This is a genomic window from Verrucomicrobiia bacterium (genome assembly GCA_036268055.1).
Lineage (GTDB): Bacteria > Verrucomicrobiota > Verrucomicrobiia > Limisphaerales > Pedosphaeraceae > DATAUW01.
The window spans coordinates 1-17,409 of sequence record DATAUW010000033.1 but is presented as its reverse complement, the minus strand read 5'-3'; the positions used below and the strand labels follow the sequence as shown (position 1 = coordinate 17,409).

The following is a 17,409-nucleotide window of genomic DNA, read 5'->3' as shown; positions in this document are numbered from 1 at the left end:
TACCTGCTGCGGAACTATTTGCACAACAAATCCCGCAAAACCATTCAAACAACTCTTATCCGGAAAACCAGAAGTCATTCCAGTTCCAATAGATATAGCTGGACACTAGTGCGGCAGCGCAGCCCTACCATGCGCCAGGATATCAGTTGTCTCGGCGGGACTATAAGTATAGTTCCACAATCTCGCCTTGCGTCTGACGGGCAGGGTGCGGATGTGCCCCTTCGCCATCTTGGTTCAGAAAACCGCTTGTTTTCGGCGTGAAGTTAGCCGATGGTTTGGCGTCTTTCTCTAATGAACAAAACGCTGGTAATAGTGCCGACTTATAATGAGCGCGAGAACCTTCCGCTGCTCGCGCAAAAGCTCCTGGGCCTGCCGGTGGCCGTTGAACTCCTGGTCGTGGACGATAATTCGCCTGACGGAACCGGCAAACTCGCCGACGAACTGGCCGCGAAACATCCGCAAATCCATGTGCTGCATCGCGCGCAAAAAAATGGCCTTGGCCGCGCGTATTGCGCCGGTTTTACCTGGGCGCTCGAACACGGTTACGACCTCATCATGGAGATGGATGGTGATTTTTCCCACAATCCCGACGACATCCCGAAATTTCTCGAAGCCGCGCAGACCGCCGACCTGGTGCTCGGCTCGCGTTACAAAAACGGCATCCGCGTCATCAACTGGCCGTTGCGCCGGCTTATGCTGAGCACCACGGCGGCGGAATATGTGAAGCTGATCACGGGCATGCCGTTCACCGATCCGACGGGCGGGTTCAAATGTTTTCGCCGCGGCGCGCTGGAATCCATTGACATCAACGCCATCAAATCAAACGGTTACAGTTTCCAGATTGAATTGACACACAAGATCTGGCGCCAGGGAATGCGCGTGGAGGAAGTCCCGATCATTTTCACCGACCGCTTTCACGGCACGTCGAAGATGTCGAGCAAGATCGTGCGGGAAGCGCTTTGGATGGTTTGGAGTTTGCTTTTCCAGAATGGCTTGCGCCGCAGTCCGCGAGTGAAGCCAGCGAAATAGTTTTTGATGAGTTTGGGTTGGAGGCGGATCAGCCTTCGATAAGAATGGGTTCACTGATGCCGGACAGGCCATTGAAGTTTCGGAGGCGCTCCATCAACGTCGGCGTGATCCGATTGCCGGAAATAACGATCAAGGTTCCGTCTTTGGTCAGCACATCCGCGCACAGAACATGGCCCACCCGCAACTGTGAAAAATCAATCTCTAATGCGGGTTTTGACGGAGCGCTTTGTGCGCCGGGTCTTTGGCCTTCCGGCAAATCGTAGGCGGCAAGAATGGCGGGATCGTACCAGCCGGCGCGGGTGCGCATGAGAGCGAGGGCGGCGGAACGGCTGGTTCCCTCGGTTTCGAGTTCGACCAGATCGTAGAGGAATTTGAGCATTCGCGCGCCCTGCGGCAGGGCCGTTCCGCGCACGGAATCGGCAGGTTCACCCGTGCCATCAAAATGTTTGCCTTGATAGGTCAGGATTTTCGAGACCCCTTCGAGCCGGGATATTTGCGAAAGCAGGCGTCCGCTCATCGCCGGGATTTGCCGGAACAATTCGGTCTCGGGGGCAGTAAGGGTTTTGCCGGAGCGAAACTTCAGAATGGTTTCCGCCGGGATGGTCATGAAACCGATGTGCGAAAGCAAAGCCGCCACTTCCAGTTCCCACGAATTCTCGATTTTCAGCGCGGCGCAAAGTCCGCGCACTTCGTCGCGAACCTTTTCCGCATGGCCAAAGGCGGTGGAATCCGCCAAGGCGAGAATTTCCGTCAGGATTTTTACGCTGCCACGGAGAGTATTTTCGAGCAAATCGTGTTCAGCCGTGATCAACTGATATTGGCGAATCCCGGCGTTGATCGCCGCGGTTAATTCCTCGACGGTGCAGGGTTTATTAAGGAAACGGAAAACATTGCCTTCATTGACGGCCTGGATGGCGGTTCCCTGGTCAATATTGGCGGTGAGCATAATGCGCACGACGTCGGGGGCGAATTCCTTGACCTTGGCAAGAAATTCGACGCCGGTCATTTCGGGCATCCGCATGTCACTGACCACGACGGAAAAATCCTGCCAATTTTTTAAGGCCGCGAGCCCGGCAATGGGGCCGCAGGCGGTTTCGATCGGAAATTGTTTGCGCAACGACAGCCGGAGGGCGTCCAGCAACATTTGTTCGTCATCAACCAATAAAATTTTCTTCATGGCTTTCTGGATTATAACGATCAGCTTTCGGTTCCTTGATGCAGCCGGTGATCACAGCCCCTTTATCGCCGGTCTGCGCCCCAGTTACAATAGCGGTGAGAAAAATAATGCGCCGCCGCCGGGCGATGGTTTGGCAAAAAAAAACCCGGCAATTTATTGCCGGGTGGTTTTGTGAAATGGAACGAAAAGAGCGAAGGCTATTTTTTCTTTTCGAAGAGCGCGCCGAGCATGGAGCGGGATTCGAGGGCGCGTTGCTGGACTTTTAACTGGCCGAGGACGGAGTGCCAGTTGATGTAGAGCTTGTGCCATTGGCTCTCGAGATTGCGCAGGGCGCTGTCGTTGAGTTCGCCAAGGTAGCGGAGCGAGGGCGCGGCGCCGACGAGGGCGAGGACTTCCTCCTTGGTCGGCGTGCCGGACTCGATGACCGAGAGGATCAACTCGAGTTGCTGCACGATGACGGTCTTGACTTCGAGGAATTGGCCTTCCTCCTCGGGGCCGAAATTCTTGGCGCGCGCGATGTTGACGAAATGGTTGAATTGCTTCCAGCACTCGGTGTAGTTCTCCAACTGCTGAATGAGCTGGTGCATTTGTTTTTGTTGCATAGGCGTGAAGGGTTAGCTGGACAGGCTGGTTTGCGGCACGAGAAAGATGATGGCGCCGCCACGCAACTCGCGGGCGGTCAGTTTCAGATTGGAGTAGCGGATGATGACTTCGCGCAGGGTGATGCGCGCGGTTTGCGCGGTCTGAAAAACTTTCAACACTTCCTGGGCGATGTCCTCGGCGTATTCGGATGGGAAAGCCTGGGGCAGGGTGGAGGCGAGCACGCGGCCTTCGCGGTCCACGGTGAAGCTGCCGCGCGGGAGCGGCAGGAGCGCGGCGGCGGGTTTGCCGAAAAAGTTCAGGATACCCATAGTGCGAGAGTTTTTTTCATTGATTCCTGGATTTGGCCGGAAGTGAGGTCCTGGTTCCAGCCGACGCAGAAATCCGTGTCGTGGTGATGCGCGAGGGCGACGTGGCCTTGCGGGCCGAGGCCTTCCAACTGCTGGAGCGGGCCGGCCTGAAGGCGTTCGCCGAGCGCGCGAAATTGTTCGAGGGTGTCGCGGCTCCAATCGGCGACGGGTTGCGGATTCTCGAGGCCGCGAGATTCAAAGGCGGGTTCGCCGCCGGGCTTGAGCACGAGAACGAATTCCACGCCGGGGACGCGGGACATCTGGCCGAGCGGGCCGGGTTCGGCTTGCGAAGGCGCGGCTTCGAGATGATGCTGGGCATGATTTTCGTCATGCGCCTGCGCGGTCTCGAGGAGCAAACCTTGATAGGGACTGTAAATCGTGCGGGGATGATTCGGCTCGGCGGGGAGGGCTTCGAAGTTTCCCGCTCTCCACGAGAGGATGCGATGAAACGCTTGTTCGCCGCCAAGGTCATCGGTGACGGCATCGGTCACTTCGCCGCCCTGCACCCAGATGCGACCGACGAGCGGGCCGTTGGTGATTTTGAGGACGGTGGAGTTTTGGGAGAGACATTCCAGTTGGATGATGTCCACGAGGCTTTTGCTGTGGACGCCGCGGAAGCCGCTTTGGGATTCGCGGCCGATCAGGGATTCGAGGCAATCGAGAAAATGTTTGATCTCCTCGCCGGAGCCGGGCTTTTGCCAGAACAAATCCACGCCGAGACTATAAACGCGCGAGCGGAATTGTTCGTCAACGACGGAAGTGAGGACGACGGTGCGCAGGTCGGGAAATTTTTTGCGGACGATGGAAAGGACCTGGAGGCCGTCCATCTTGGGCATGTTCAAATCCGTGACCAGGAGCGTGAACGACTCGGCGGCGAGCATGGCTATGGCGCGCGCGCCGGTCGAGGAGGTGAAAATCTCCGGACGGCTCGGCAACTGGGAGAGGATCTCGCGATACAACTCCAGCAAATCCTTATCATCATCCAATAGGAGGATTCTTGGTCGCATAATGGCGTCGGTCGTGCAAAAAATTCGTTTTTCAAATCGGCAATATGCCGGGACGGACAAATCGTGAGTCCGTTGTTCGGCGGTACATTTAGCAGTTAGCGTTCCTGATTCGTGCCAAGGTTCATTTTTTTTGATTTAGGCTGCGGCTGCGCGGCTGCAGCGTGCATCCCGGGACAGAACGCCGGGAAAAGTGGATTTGGACGAGGATTACAAGACACCCAGTCCAGTCATGGGACACGGGAAGGAATGGGGAAAGAGGCTGGAAGAGATTGTTTCTTTGGGTTTATTTTTACGCGCAGGGTGGGGGATGTGCGCGGTGAAGTTTCAAGTTTTCAGTTTCAAGCGTCAGCGACGAAACTTGCGCGAACTGTAGGAAGCTTCCAATGGCATAAATCCTGCCTACTGTTCGTTGCCCGGGTCAGAATGATGATTGGGGCACATGATGTTTACTCTGGAAAAAACCGCGTTCGTATTGGCCCGACTGGCTCAGGACGAACCTGCGGGCGGCCTAGCCGGCCATTTTTTTATGTCGACGAAGCATTACGGCACTGTCAAAAATACACTCAGGTCAAATGTTCAGCACATTTAAAAAGATATTTGGCAAGCGTGCTGATAGTGCAGTTGACTCTTCGAGCCAACTGCGCGCGCCTGCATCGGCCCCGGCATTAGCCACCGCGCGCGCGGCTCAGTCACGTCCCGCGACCCGTCCCGAAGCGCCCGCCGCACCGCGGCCCGTTGCTGTTCCTGCGAATGCTCCAGTCGCGTTCCCAGTTCCGTTGCGCGCCATCGTCGCCAAGTTTTCGCCCGAGTTGATGCAAATGGTTCGCCAGTCGGACGTGGGTGATGCTTTCGTTTCGGTGCCGACGCAAAAAATCCTTTCGCAAATTTCGCAGGGTGCGGTGAAAATTTCTTTCGGAGAATTGCGCCAGCTTTCTCCCGCTGGAACTTTTACCAACGACACTGATCGCGACCGCAGTCCGGTGGAGATTCCTTTGCAGGAAATTCTGGCGCGGTTGACGCCGGGATTGCTTTCGCGCCGCCCGTCGCAAAAACAAGTTTCCATTCCGCCGGAAGTCACCGGCCCGTTCGGTGGCGGCCATGCGAACATCACTTTTTCGACTTCGACGATGAAGCCAGGTTCCGGCGCGCAAGCGGTCGGAGCTTCAGTGCCTACGCAGACGCCGGTTGCTCCGTCGCCCGCTCCCGCACCGGCTTACGCGCCGCCCGCTTACTCAGCGCCTCCGGTTGCGCCTGCGCCCGCGCCACGGCCAATGCCATTTCCATCCGCGCCATCGCCCGTGTCGGCGCGCCCGATGTCGCCGCTGGCCGCCCCGCTGCCGGAAGTCGAACAACAATTTTTCCGCAAGTCCGCACCGCAATCCGTAGCCGCGCCCGTGACGCCTTCGGGCAAGTCAGACACGGAACCGCAGTTTTTCCGCAAGTCCGCGCCCCAGCCAATGGCCGCGCCGATTTCGCCGATTGCTCCCGCGACCAAGTCGGACACCGAACCACAATTTTTCCGCAAGCCTGCGGCTCAGCCGTTGGCCCCTGCGGCACCGACTCCCGCTCCCGCGCCCATCGCACCGCCAGCGGCGTTGCGCCCGGTTTATAGTCCGATTGCGCCGACGCCAGCACCTGCGCCGGTTGCGCCGATGGTTCCACCTTCGCCGATCGCGATGCCTGAACCGCCGCGCGCGGCGGCTCCGGTTGCGCCGATCACGCCCATCGCTCCCGAGCCGGAACCCGAGCCAGAGCCGATTCGCTTTACACCGCCGCCGCCCGCTCCGGTGGCCGCGCCGGCCACCCCCGCTGAGACGCGTTTTCTCACGGTTTTAATTTCGGATATTTCCGCCGCATGGCCCGACGCAGTGCAGCAGGAAATGGCCGCGCTGAATGTCGTTCACTCGACGGCGTTGCTGCCTTTTGGCGTCATCGAACTTGCGATGAAGCAGGGACGGATTGCGCTGCCGTGGCGGATTTTCCGTTCGTGGATCAAGCCGCCGGTCATCGCTTCGAGTTCGCCGAATGACGCGGTGGTGGTTGAATTGCCGCTGAAGATTGTCGCGCCGCTTTTCCTGGCTGAATTAAAAGGCAGCAAGGCGCAAAAGAAAGTGGCGATTGACACGAATATTCCCGATCTCTTTTCCAATCGCGCCGCCGGTGAACCCGTGCCGGCCATGCCGAGCGTCGTGTCAGCCAGTCCGGCTCCGACTCCGGTCGCACCCACGATCAAAACGTCGGATACGAATTATTACGGCCGCAAAGTGGCTGAGGGACAACCCGAAGAACCAGCGCCGGTGGTGAAAAAAGGCCCTTCGCCGGGCACGGCATTTTTGGTGCGTTACGCGACGCCGAATGAAATCGTGAGCAAGGCGGCCGCGCTGGATGGTGTGGATGGCGCGTTGATCGCACTGCCGGATGGGTTGCTCGTGGCGAGCCAGATCCCGAGCAGCATGAATGCGGACACGGTGGCGGCGTTTCTGCCGCAGATCTTCAGCCGCGTGACGCAATGCACGAAGGAACTGCGCCTGGGCGATTTGAACAATTTGAATTTCACCGTGGGCGCGATTCCGTGGAAAATTTTCAAGGTGGGCGCGATTTACTTTGCGGCATTCGGACGCCCGGGTGAGGCGCTGCCGACCGCCGCGCTGGCGGGCATAGCCGCGGAACTCGACCGCAAGGCAAAATAATTTTTATGGCCATAATCAATCAGGCAACCAAGGAACTCCAGGTCAAGATCGTGTATTACGGTCCGGCCATGGGTGGCAAGACGACGAATCTCGTGCAGGTCCATGACCACGTGCAAACCGCCGCGGGCAACAAAGGCAAACTGGTCTCGCTCGCGACGAGTTCAGACCGCACGCTGTTTTTCGATTTTCTTCCGATCGAGGCGATGTCCATCAAGGGATTTAAAACGAAGTTCCAGCTTTACACGGTCCCCGGCCAGGTGATTTACAACACCACGCGGCAGCTCGTTTTGCGCGGCGTGGATGGCATCGTGTTCGTGGCGGATTCGCAGTACGAAAAGATGGCCGAGAACGTGGAGAGTTTTTCCAATCTCGAGGAAAATTTGCGCACGCTCAAGCTGAACCTCGCGGACATTCCTTACGTGCTGCAATATAACAAGCAGGATTTGCCGAATGTCGCGCCGGTGGATTACATGGAATTTTTGCTGAACAATCGCGATGTGCAAGTGCCGTCGTTCCCGTCGGTCGCGCACAAGTGCGAGGGAGTCTTTGAATCGCTCAACATGATCACGCGCATGTTGCTCAATAAATTCATCAGCCAGGGAGCCAATCAGCCAGCCTGATTATTTCATGGTCACGCTGCCTCAACTCATCGAAGAGGACATCCAGCAACTGGATCGCGTCCTTCATGATTTGTTGTCGAACAGTGAAGCGACGACGGCGCTGGTGATTGACAAGGGCGGGTTCCTCATTACTTATCGCGGGGAAGAACAGCAGTTTGACTTGACGACGATCGCGGCGCTGGCTTCCGGCGCGTTTCTCGCGAACCAGACGATCGCGAACCTGGTGCATGAGGAAAATTTCGACAGCGTTTATCAGCAGGGCGAAAAGTTCAGCATGCTGGTGATGAACGTGGATGAATTTTGTTTGCTCGTGCTGATCTTCAAGGCGTCGGTGAGCGTGGGCGCGGTGAAATATTTTGCCATCGGCGCGACGCCGAAAGTTTCGCGCCAACTCAAGACGGCGAAGGAACGCGACCCGGGCGCGGGACTGGATCTTTCGGTGTTGAACATGGCGGATACGTCGGCGCTGTTTCGGAAGACGATGTAGAGATGGTTTTTACCGCGGAGACGCGGAGGCGCGGAGAGGTAGGAGGAGAATTGTTTTGTGGGGTCCACTTCGACAGCATTTCCTATTTCGGGGATACGGTTTAACTAATGGTTTAAAGCAAGAGGATGGCGCACTGTGGCGCAAATGCATTTCCAAAAGACGGTGACAACGGGGCAAACGCGCGTACTTTTCAAACATCCAGAATTATTACGGGTCCTGCTGATCCTGATTTTATTTGCGGAAGGGTTTTCCAATGGATTTTGCGCGGCGGGATTTTTAATCAATGACAGCGACCCCTTAATCAACTATGACGCAGGATGGTTTCCTAGCGGTCCGCGCGGAATGGGGGATTATTGCGATGACATCCATTATTGTCCGACGGTGGGAGGCGCGGCGACTTATGAATTTACGGGGACAGGGATTGATTATATTGCGCCACGTGGAAGCGCCGGTGCGGTGGCGGTTTATTTGGACGGCATATTGAAGACAAATGTGAACCCAGCCGGCGGCGAAGTGAAGGGGCAACAGGTCCTTTTCAGCGCAATGGATCTAGCGCCGGGGAAACATGCGATAAAAATTGCGACGCAGTCCGCGGCACCGGGGGTGATTGATGCGTTTCAGATTTATGGCACGCCAAAGCCAATCAAACTGGCGTGCATGGGTGACAGCATTACCTACGGTTCGGGAACGATGGGGGACAATAGCTGGCCGAGCCAGTTAGCGCGAATGCTTGGGGGCGCTTATACGATCCAAAATTATGGATTGCCGGGTGCGACCATGTTGAAGACGGGAGATTCGCCGTATTGGAATTCGTGGGCGTTATCGCATAGCAGCAACTGGACGCCGGACGTGGTGATTATCGCGCTGGGAGCGAACGATTCAAAACCACAAAATTGGATTCATAAAGATTCATTCGCGGATGATTGCCAGGAGATGATCCGGTTCTTCAAATTGTTGCCATCGCATCCCAAAATTTATTTGAGCACTTGCGCGACGGTGAAAGGACCGGGGGCTTTTGGAATCACCGAGGCGGTGGTAAGCGGAGAAGTTGTGCCGGTGCAAAAGCAGATTGCGCGGGAGACGGGTTGCGAGGTGATTGATGTGAATGCGGCGACGAAAAGCCTGGCGGCGTCGGATTATGTAGATGGGGTGCATCCCAACGACGATGGAGCGTTGCGGATCGCGCAGACGGTTTATCAAGCCCTGACGGGGCAAAAGGCGCCGGCTCCGCTGACGCCGGGGATTCCGAAAAATCTGTCGGCTTCGGCGGGCAATGCAACGGTGACTTTGAATTGGGCGCGGGTGCGCGGGTTGGCGAAGTATAATATCGAGCGGAGTGAGAACGACGCGGATTATGTGGTGATCGCGACGAACCAGTTGGAGGTGAAATTTACGGATCGGGGATTGGCGAACGGCAGAAGTTATTTTTACAAGGTGTCGGCGGAAAATATTTCAGGTAAGAGTCCTTACGGCGAGGCCGTAAGCACGATTCCGAGAGCACAGACGAACCTGGCTTTGAATCGGCCGGTGACGGCGTCATCCACAACGGATAATTGCCCGGCAACAAATGCCGTGGATGGAAATACGGGCACCCGATGGTCTTCGGAGCACGCGGACCCGCAATGGATTTGCGTGGACCTGGGGCGGTCGCGGCCGGTAACGCGGGTAAAGCTTAATTGGGAAACTGCCTACGCAGAGGCCTATGAGATCCAGACGTCGGCCGATGGCAGCGCGTGGACGACAATTTATGGCACGACGAATGGAACGGGCGGGGTGAATGATTTGACGAAATTGTCAGGCAATGGACGTTATGTGCGGATGTACGGAACGGTGCGCGGGAGCAGGTACGGATATTCGTTATGGGAGTTTGAAATTTATGGGGATTAATTTCTTTCGCCTCACGCAAAGTGTTTATGCGGCATTTTTTGTCGCCGTGCCGACTTTGGGCGGGAAACAAAGGGGAATGGGAAAGGAGGAAATGTGGTTGGGGTTTACGATGTATGATTTACGCGCGGCAGAGATTCTTTTTGGAATTTTGTGAGTGCGCGGTTTGGCGCGAGCGGGCAAAATTGAGTTTTCAAAACGAAAAACAAATTGCCTAAAATCAAATCTTATTTATGCGAACTGTTCTCCTGCTCACTTGCTCGAATATTTTCATGACGTTCGCGTGGTATGGTCATTTGAAATATGGCCACGATTGGCCGCTGTGGAAGGCGATCATTGTTTCGTGGGGGATTGCGTTACTGGAATATTGCCTGGCGGTTCCGGCGAATCGGCTGGGGTTTGGGGAGTTCTCGGGGTTTCAACTGAAGCTCATCCAGGAGGTGGTGACGCTTTCGGTGTTCATCGTTTTTGCGCTGACGTTTTTGAAGGAGCGGCTGGCGTGGAATTATCTGGTGGCGTTTGTTTTTTTGGGCGTGGCGGCGTTTTTTGCGTTCGCGTTTAAGAAGACGGCTTGAGGAGAATTCATTGATGCGAAAGAGCGCTCGCTTTTGGGAAAAAAACGAGTAGGTTCTTCGCGGCAGATTCTATGGCGGCGAAATTATATAAAGTCGTGTTGGCGCTTTTTCTGGCACTGGCGGTGTCGTGGCAGGGAGCGTCGGCGGCGAGTTTGAATGGTTCGCCGGCAGCGCAGGTGGCGCGTAAATGCTGTGCGGCCGGTTGTAGGAACTGCTCCAATACCGCTTGTTGCAAGGCTTCAACGGACTCTGCTTATCCAATCGCGCCGGCTTCGGTTGCTTTTCAGGTGCATTTGGAACCGTTTATTTCGGATGTCATCGTTCTGCCCGGATTCGACGCTGTGGCAGAGGCCAAGCCTTGGCCTCAAAATTTTTTAGCAGCTTCTCCTTGCGCAATTCCACTTTTTCAACGGAATTGCAGTTACCTGATCTGAGGTATTTCCTTCCCCGCCCTTAGTGTGCCCAAACGCGGCGCACGGTTTTCCTTTTTACCGATTTAATTTTTTCCAGCAGGAGCAGTGTATGAAGATTTCGACGATCATTGCGGTAGTTTGCAGCGGTGTTTTGACTGCGTCGGCGCAGGACAATAGTTTGCCAATAAATGCGGCGAGTAACAGCGTGCTCATTTTTCCCGGCTTCATCAACCGGCTGGTTGAGGAGGCTCGGACGAACAATCCGGCGCTTAAAGCGAGCGATTCTCGCGCCCGCGCGGCGGCTCTCAATGCGGAGGCCATTCGTAGCTGGGAGGATCCCACGGCCAGTTTCGGGGTGAATGTTTTCAGCGCGCAAGGATTTGCGACGAGTGAGAACGGCGATCTGGTTTACGGTGTGCAACAGAAATTGCCGCTGTGGGGCATGCCGGACTTAAACCGCAAGGTGGCTTCCTCCAAAATTTCGACCCGCGAAGCGGAAACGGATTTTCATTTCCAGCAAGTGCGCCGCGATCTTATCAAAGCGCTCGCCGCGACGGCTTTGGCCGAACGGGTCGTGGACGTGGATGAACAGGATTTGACCTGGCTTAAAGCCACAGCGCAGGCGGTGGAAGCAAAATATCGCGCGGGACAAACCGACGCCGGAGACGCGCTGCAGCTCCAAAATGAGGTGGCGCTCCGAACGGATGAACTTCTTACCGACCAGCTTGAACTGCATCACGGCTGGTTCGCTTTGAATCGCCTGCTCAACCGCGAGGCTACCTCGGCGTGGCCGTTGCTACAGTTGCCGGCCGTCGCGCCGACCGTGCCGTACAGCGCCAAACTCATCGCGCTTGGCTTGACCAATGAGCCGGAACTTAAAATCCTGGAAGGAGAAGTTCAACAAGCCAGGGCATCCGCAGAGTTAACCCGCCGGACCCGGTTGCCCGACGTCGGTCTTGGGGTTCAAGGTTGGCAGTATTCGGGTGATGGCGGATTCCGCCAGGGAGCGTTCACGGTGAGTTTTTCGCTGCCGTGGTTGAATGAAAGCAAGTATCGCAAGGACTATGAGCGCGAAAGGGAAACGCAAAGGGCCGCTGAACAAGATCGTGAAAATCAAACTTTGATAGTGCAGGAGGAACTGCACCATCTGACCGTTGATCTCGACGCCGCGCGGCGCAAAGCGCTGCTTTATCAAAATGAAATTGCCGTTCGCGCGAGGCAGGCGCTGGCGGACAAACTCGCGGCCTGGGAAACCGGCCGGGTTGCTTTGCGCGAAGTTCTCGACGCTCACCGTGACGCATTGGACGCGCAACTGATGGCGGCGCGGTCAATTGCCGCACAATATCAAACGCTCGCCGATTTGCTGCTGTGGACGGGGCTGGATGGCTTCGATGCGCTGGTTCCGCTGGCAAATGAGCCTGAACTTATTCCCCATCACGCAAACCATTAAAAAATATTTCCCATGCAAAATTCCATTTTAAAAATCAGGGCGGTGAATCGGTGCGTCTTGGGATTGCTGAGCCTTGTCCTGCTGGTGGGTGTCATGTCCTGCAAAAAAGATAGCGACGCCGTGAAACCGGATGATGTGGATTATTACACTTGCACCATGCACCCCTCAGTGAGGTCACAAGACCCGCATGGCAAGTGTCCGATTTGCTCAATGGACTTGGTTCCGGTGATGAAAAAAGGCGCGGCGGGCATGAGTATGAGCAATGCGCCGACCGCCATGAACGAAGAAGCCAAGCCCAGCGAGTTCAGCGTTCCGATCGAGCGGCAGCAACAAATCGGCGTCACCTATGCGGCGATTGAGAAGCGGAGGTTTACGAACAGCATCAGGGTCGTTGGCATGGTCGCTTATGACAAGCAGCGGCATTGGGATTATGTCGCGCGGGTCGGTGGGTACGTAAAGGAACTGTTCGTCTTTTCGCGCGGTGAACAGGTTGAAAAGGATGCGCCGTTGCTGACGATTTACAGCCCCGACTTGCTCACCACGCAAAATGAATTCGCGGACTTGCTCAGGTCACGAGATGATGCCGAAGGCAAAAATAATCGCGCCGTGCTCGAAAGCACTGAGCAGCTTGTCGAATCGGCAAAGCAACGGCTTCGCCTTTGGAACATTTCCGACGATCAAATCGCGCTGCTCGAAAAGACCCGCCAGCCGACCGAACTGTTGACGCTGCGTTCGCCTTTCAAGGGAGTGATGCAAACTCTCGGCGTGGATCAGGGCCGCAGTGTGACGGTTGGTGATCATCTCGTGGATATAGCGGATTTATCCGTGGTGTGGGTGTGGGCACAGTTTTATCAGGACGAATTGCCCATGCTGAAGAAGGGTCTGCCCATCACCATCACAACCGGCTCCTATCCGGGGGAAAAATTCAACGGCAAGATTTCGGTGGTTGACCCGTTCATCAATGACGATCTGCGCACGGGCCGAGTGCGAATTGATGTGGAGAATGCCGACTTTAAATTGCAGCCGGATATGTATGTGGACGCGGAGTTGGCGATGGATATGGGTGAGGGCGTGGGGATTCCGGTCCCGGCGGTTTTGCCGACGGGGAGGCATAATATTATTTTTGTGGATAAAGGCGGAGGACGGTTGGAGCCGCGTTTTGTAGAATTGGGACGGAAATACGGCGACTTCTATGAAGTGAAATCTGGCGTGAAGGAAGGTGAGCGCGTTGTGACGAGCGCGAATTTTCTGATTGATGCGGAAGCCAAGGTGCAGGGCGCATTGAAATCGTGGTGAGCAAAATCAATACGCTTATGGATACTCCACCATTCTCAACGCCGCCCGAACGCAAGCCGTTTCTGCTGGAGCGGATTATTGAAGCCAGCGCGCGCAATGCTTTTCTCGTGATCGTCCTTACTGTGTTTGGCCTGGCGGGCGGGGTTTGGGCATTGATGCGGACGCCGCTCGATGCCGTGCCGGATTTGAGTGATGTGCAGGTGATCATTTCCACGGATTGGGAGGGGCGTTCGCCGGATTTGGTTGAGGATCAAATAACGTATCCGATTTCGACGAAATTTATTGCGGCGCCGAAGGTGAAATTTGTTCGCGGCGAATCCATGTTCGGCAAGTCGTTTGTGTATGTGATTTTCGAGGATGGCACGGACATTTATTGGGCGCGGTCGCGGGTGATTGAGTATTTGAATTCCGTGCGCGGAAGTTTGCCGGAAGGTGTCAATCCGGTCATCGGGCCGGATGCAACGGGAGTGGGTTGGGTCTATGAATACGCGCTGGTTGATAAAACGGGAAAACATAATCTGGCCGAACTTCGCTCGTTTCAGGACTGGCATTTGCGTTATGCGCTTGAATCGGTGAAGGGTGTGGCGGAGGTCGCGCCGGTGGGCGGGTTCGTGAAGGAATATCAGGTGGACCTCGACCCGAATAAACTGCTCGCTTATGGCATTCCGATCAATGACGTCGTGGATCAGATTCGCCGGTCGAATGGGGATGTGGGGGGGAAGATTTTTGAAGTGGGTTCGACGGAATATTATGTGCGTGGACGAGGTTACATCAAGAGCATCGCCGACATCGAAAATGTTCCGCTCAAGACGCAGGGTGGAACGCCAGTGTTGGTGAAGAATGTCGGCACGGTGCATTTGGGGCCGGACTTGCGGCGCGGGGTGGTGGAGTTGAACGGCGAGGGTGAGGCGGTGGGCGGGATTGTGGTGATGCGGTATGGCGAAAATGCGTTGCGGGTTGTTGATGATGTAAAACAGAAGTTGGAGGAAATCAAGTCGTCGCTGCCCGAGGGTGTGGAAGTGGTCACGACGTATGATCGCAGCCAGCTTATCGGGCGTTCGATCTCGACGTTGCGCGAAAAGCTGATTGAAGAAAGCATCGTGGTCGCGCTGGTATGCCTGGTGTTTCTGTGGCACATCCGTTCGGCGTTGGTGGCCATCATCACCTTGCCCATCGCCATCATTCTGGCTTTTCTGCCGATGTTTCAACTGCACCTGACGTCGAACATCATGTCGCTGGGGGGCATCGCGATTGCCATCGGGGCGATGGTGGATTCCGCGATCATCATGGTGGAGAATGCGCACAAATTTCTCGAACATTTCCGCGAAGAAAAGGGGCGCGAGCCCACGAATGCGGAACGCGTCGAGGTCATCATCGCGGCGGCGAAGAGTGTGGGGCGTCCGTTATTTTTCGCGCTGCTGGTGATCACGGTGAGTTTCATTCCGGTGTTCTCGCTCGGAGCGCAGGAGGGACGATTGTTCAAGCCGCTGGCGTTTACAAAAACATTTTCCATGTTTTTTGCCGCGCTGCTGGGCGCGACGCTCGTGCCAGTGCTGATGACGCTTTTCATTCGCGGAAAAATTACGCCGGAGAAAAAGAACCCGGTGAATCGCTTCCTGATTTGGTGCTATCGGCCGTTCGTGAATTTCGTGCTGCGTTTTCGCTGGGTCACAGTGATTGTGGCGTTGCTGATCATGGTGGCGACGATTTATCCGCTCAAGAAACTGGGCACGGAATTTATGCCGCCGCTCAACGAGGGAGATTTGTTGTTTATGCCGACGGCGGTTCCGGGTGTTTCCATTGAGGAAGCAACGCGGATTCTGCAAATCCAGGACCGGATATTGCGCCAATTTCCTGAAGTAGAAAGTGTGTTTGGCAAGGCGGGTCAGGCGGAAACTTCGACTGATCCCGCGCCGCTTTCGATGTTCGAGACGGTGGTGAAACTCAAGCCGACCGAGGAGTGGCCGGCGGGTATGACGTGGGAAAAATTGCTGGCGGAGATGAACGCAAAAGTGAAGACGCCGGGCATGGCCAATATTTTTTGGATGCCGATCCAGACGCGCACGGAAATGTTGACGACCGGTTTTCGCTCCAAACTGGGCATTAAAGTTTTTGGGCCTGACCTTGGCAAAATAGAAGAAGTGGCGGTCCAAATTGAAAAGTCGCTCAGCGATTTCCCAAACACGCGCAGTGTTTTTGCCGAGCGCGCGACAGGTGGGTATTTTCTCGACATCGCGCCGAATCGAGAGGCCGCGGCGCGTTACGGCCTGACGGTTGGCGATGTGAATGACATCGTGGAAACGGCCATTGGTGGGAAAACTATTTCCACGGTCATTGAGGGTCGTGAGCGTTATCCGATCAATGTGCGTTACGCGCGGGATTTTCGCGAAGACCTGGATGCGCTCAAACGCGTGCTGGTGCCGCTGCCGATGAAGAATTCTGAAGCTTCGTCGAACTCGCCGGGGCTTGCGCAAATCCCGCTTTCAATGCTGGCGGACATCAGTTATCGAACCGGGCCGCCTTCCATACGAAATGAGAATGGGCAGTTGGTGGGTTTCGTTTTTGTGGACGTCACCACGGATGATATTGATGGTTATGTGAAGGCGGCGTCGAAGCGGATTCACGAAACGGTTTCGTTTCCTCCGGGATATTATGTCCAATGGGCGGGACAGTTTGAGTATTTAAAGCATGCGGAACAACGGCTGAAGGCGGTGGTTCCGTTCACGCTGCTGATTATCTTTTTACTTATCTACATCAATACCAAGTCAGTCGTTAAAACGGCGATTGTGTTGCTGGCGGTGCCGTTTTCGCTGGTGGGCGCGTTTTGGCTTTTATATTTACTGGGTTATAACTTGAGCGTGGCGGTATGGGTGGGGTTGATTGCGCTGGCGGGCCTCGATGCGGAAACCGGGGTGGTGATGTTGCTTTATCTCGATCAGGCATGGGAGAAGTTCCGCGCGGCCGGGCGCATGAATTCGATGTCGGATTTGAACGCGGCGGTGATCGAAGGGGCAGTGCAGCGCATTCGGCCAAAGATCATGACGGTTTGCGCGATTTTGTTTGGGTTGCTGCCGATCATGTGGTCGCCCACGACGCAAAGCGGGGCGGATGTGATGAAGCGGATCGCGGCGCCGATGATTGGCGGGGTGATTACGTCGGGGATTTTGGAGTTGTTGCTTTATCCGGTGATTTATTTTTTATGGCGCAGAAGGGAGGTGGCAAGTAATAGCTTTAGCGACTTCACCTGAATCAAAACGGTTTTCCGCCCATGCTCAATACTATAAGCTGCTATAAACGCATCGAGTCAGCCCAAAAATGATTTAAATTAAATTTGCCTTGCTAATGTTTGCTGAAAGGTTTAAATGCGAAACGAATCGTAAAAAAATATAGCGTAAACGTAAAAACATAATTTTGCGGCTTCGGCTGCTGTCTCTCGAAACTTGGCAGTTTCAACTCATAGACAGCGTTTGAAGCACGCCCGTAATTGGGCGTGCCGAAAGCGTTCTATGAGGGCATGCCAAGTGCCAGAGAGGGCGCGAGTAAGTGCGCCCTCTTGGTTGTAGGAGGTAGCTGGAACACATAAAAGGAAGTGACATTATGAAGATGACCCTCGGAATTCTATTGGCCGCAATACTTGTTGTTGGCTCATTTCAAATCCATGCCCAAGGTACGCTGACTTTTGACCAGCAGTCGGCCACGGGGCCGGTTGCGGTTATAGGCAACGGGAATGCCGATGGCCTCAATATTCAGGAGGATACGCCATTACTACAGTCTTTTGTTCCGGTTCTTTCTGCAATCGGATTTGTTCAGTTGGAAATGGTAGATGCACCT

16 protein-coding genes are annotated in these 17,409 nt (G+C 55.4%); 12 read left to right on the top strand and 4 right to left on the bottom strand.

The genetic code is table 11. The features are described 5' to 3' along the window. The first annotated feature begins 291 nt into the window (after window positions 1-291). On the top strand, window positions 292-1,029 hold the full coding sequence (locus VH413_17520) for a polyprenol monophosphomannose synthase (GenBank protein ID HEX3800497.1): 738 nt from the start codon (window positions 292-294) through the stop codon (window positions 1,027-1,029). Between the two features lie 28 nt (window positions 1,030-1,057). Here VH413_17520 and VH413_17515 read toward each other — a convergent pair whose 3' ends face one another. Further along, window positions 1,058-2,206, bottom strand: coding sequence for an HD domain-containing phosphohydrolase (locus tag VH413_17515; GenBank protein HEX3800496.1), 1,149 nt, complete (start codon window positions 2,204-2,206; stop codon window positions 1,058-1,060). Between VH413_17515 and VH413_17510 the strand changes: the two genes are divergently transcribed. After that, window positions 2,205-2,381, top strand: coding sequence for a hypothetical protein (locus tag VH413_17510; GenBank protein ID HEX3800495.1), 177 nt, complete (start codon window positions 2,205-2,207; stop codon window positions 2,379-2,381). The two genes, VH413_17515 and VH413_17510, sit on opposite strands and share 2 nt — an antisense overlap. Before the next feature lie 22 nt (window positions 2,382-2,403). Here VH413_17510 and VH413_17505 read toward each other — a convergent pair whose 3' ends face one another. Genes VH413_17505 through VH413_17495 form a run of 3 tightly spaced genes read right to left on the bottom strand, consistent with a single transcriptional unit; the run spans window position 2,404 to window position 4,163 of the window. After that, entirely contained in the window at window positions 2,404-2,793 is a 390-nt protein-coding gene (locus VH413_17505) for a hypothetical protein (protein HEX3800494.1), read from the bottom strand. A gap of 27 nt (window positions 2,794-2,820) precedes the next feature. After that, complete coding sequence (locus VH413_17500) at window positions 2,821-3,117, bottom strand: hypothetical protein (GenBank protein ID HEX3800493.1); 297 nt, start codon at window positions 3,115-3,117, stop codon at window positions 2,821-2,823. Then, complete coding sequence (locus VH413_17495; GenBank protein HEX3800492.1) at window positions 3,105-4,163, bottom strand: response regulator; 1,059 nt, start codon at window positions 4,161-4,163, stop codon at window positions 3,105-3,107. Before VH413_17495 ends, VH413_17500 begins: the two co-directional genes overlap by 13 nt. 572 nt (window positions 4,164-4,735) lie before the next feature. Here VH413_17495 and VH413_17490 point away from each other — a divergent pair. The 10 genes from VH413_17490 to VH413_17445 form a co-directional block, all read left to right on the top strand. Further along, window positions 4,736-6,853, top strand: a complete 2,118-nt coding sequence (locus tag VH413_17490) for a roadblock/LC7 domain-containing protein (protein ID HEX3800491.1) — start codon at window positions 4,736-4,738, stop codon at window positions 6,851-6,853. Window positions 6,854-6,858: 5 nt separating this feature from the next. Further along, entirely contained in the window at window positions 6,859-7,473 is a 615-nt protein-coding gene (locus VH413_17485; protein HEX3800490.1) for an ADP-ribosylation factor-like protein, read from the top strand. Window positions 7,474-7,480: 7 nt separating this feature from the next. Continuing rightward, entirely contained in the window at window positions 7,481-7,960 is a 480-nt protein-coding gene (locus VH413_17480; GenBank protein ID HEX3800489.1) for a roadblock/LC7 domain-containing protein, read from the top strand. Window positions 7,961-8,452: 492 nt separating this feature from the next. Further along, window positions 8,453-9,847: a discoidin domain-containing protein gene (locus VH413_17475; GenBank protein HEX3800488.1), complete on the top strand. Its 1,395-nt coding sequence runs from the start codon at window positions 8,453-8,455 to the stop codon at window positions 9,845-9,847. Between the two features lie 230 nt (window positions 9,848-10,077). After that, window positions 10,078-10,419 (top strand): DMT family protein, encoded by a 342-nt coding sequence (locus VH413_17470; protein ID HEX3800487.1) that lies wholly within the window; start codon window positions 10,078-10,080, stop codon window positions 10,417-10,419. Between the two features lie 71 nt (window positions 10,420-10,490). Next, window positions 10,491-10,853: a hypothetical protein gene (locus VH413_17465; GenBank protein HEX3800486.1), complete on the top strand. Its 363-nt coding sequence runs from the start codon at window positions 10,491-10,493 to the stop codon at window positions 10,851-10,853. An 88-nt stretch (window positions 10,854-10,941) separates the two neighbouring features. Beyond that, window positions 10,942-12,282: a TolC family protein gene (locus tag VH413_17460; protein HEX3800485.1), complete on the top strand. Its 1,341-nt coding sequence runs from the start codon at window positions 10,942-10,944 to the stop codon at window positions 12,280-12,282. Between the two features lie 42 nt (window positions 12,283-12,324). Then, window positions 12,325-13,578, top strand: a complete 1,254-nt coding sequence (locus tag VH413_17455) for an efflux RND transporter periplasmic adaptor subunit (protein ID HEX3800484.1) — start codon at window positions 12,325-12,327, stop codon at window positions 13,576-13,578. A gap of 17 nt (window positions 13,579-13,595) precedes the next feature. Next, complete coding sequence (locus tag VH413_17450) at window positions 13,596-16,826, top strand: CusA/CzcA family heavy metal efflux RND transporter (GenBank protein ID HEX3800483.1); 3,231 nt, start codon at window positions 13,596-13,598, stop codon at window positions 16,824-16,826. A gap of 349 nt (window positions 16,827-17,175) precedes the next feature. Then, on the top strand, window positions 17,176-17,409 hold a 234-nt coding region (locus VH413_17445), incomplete at its 3' end, for a hypothetical protein (GenBank protein HEX3800482.1).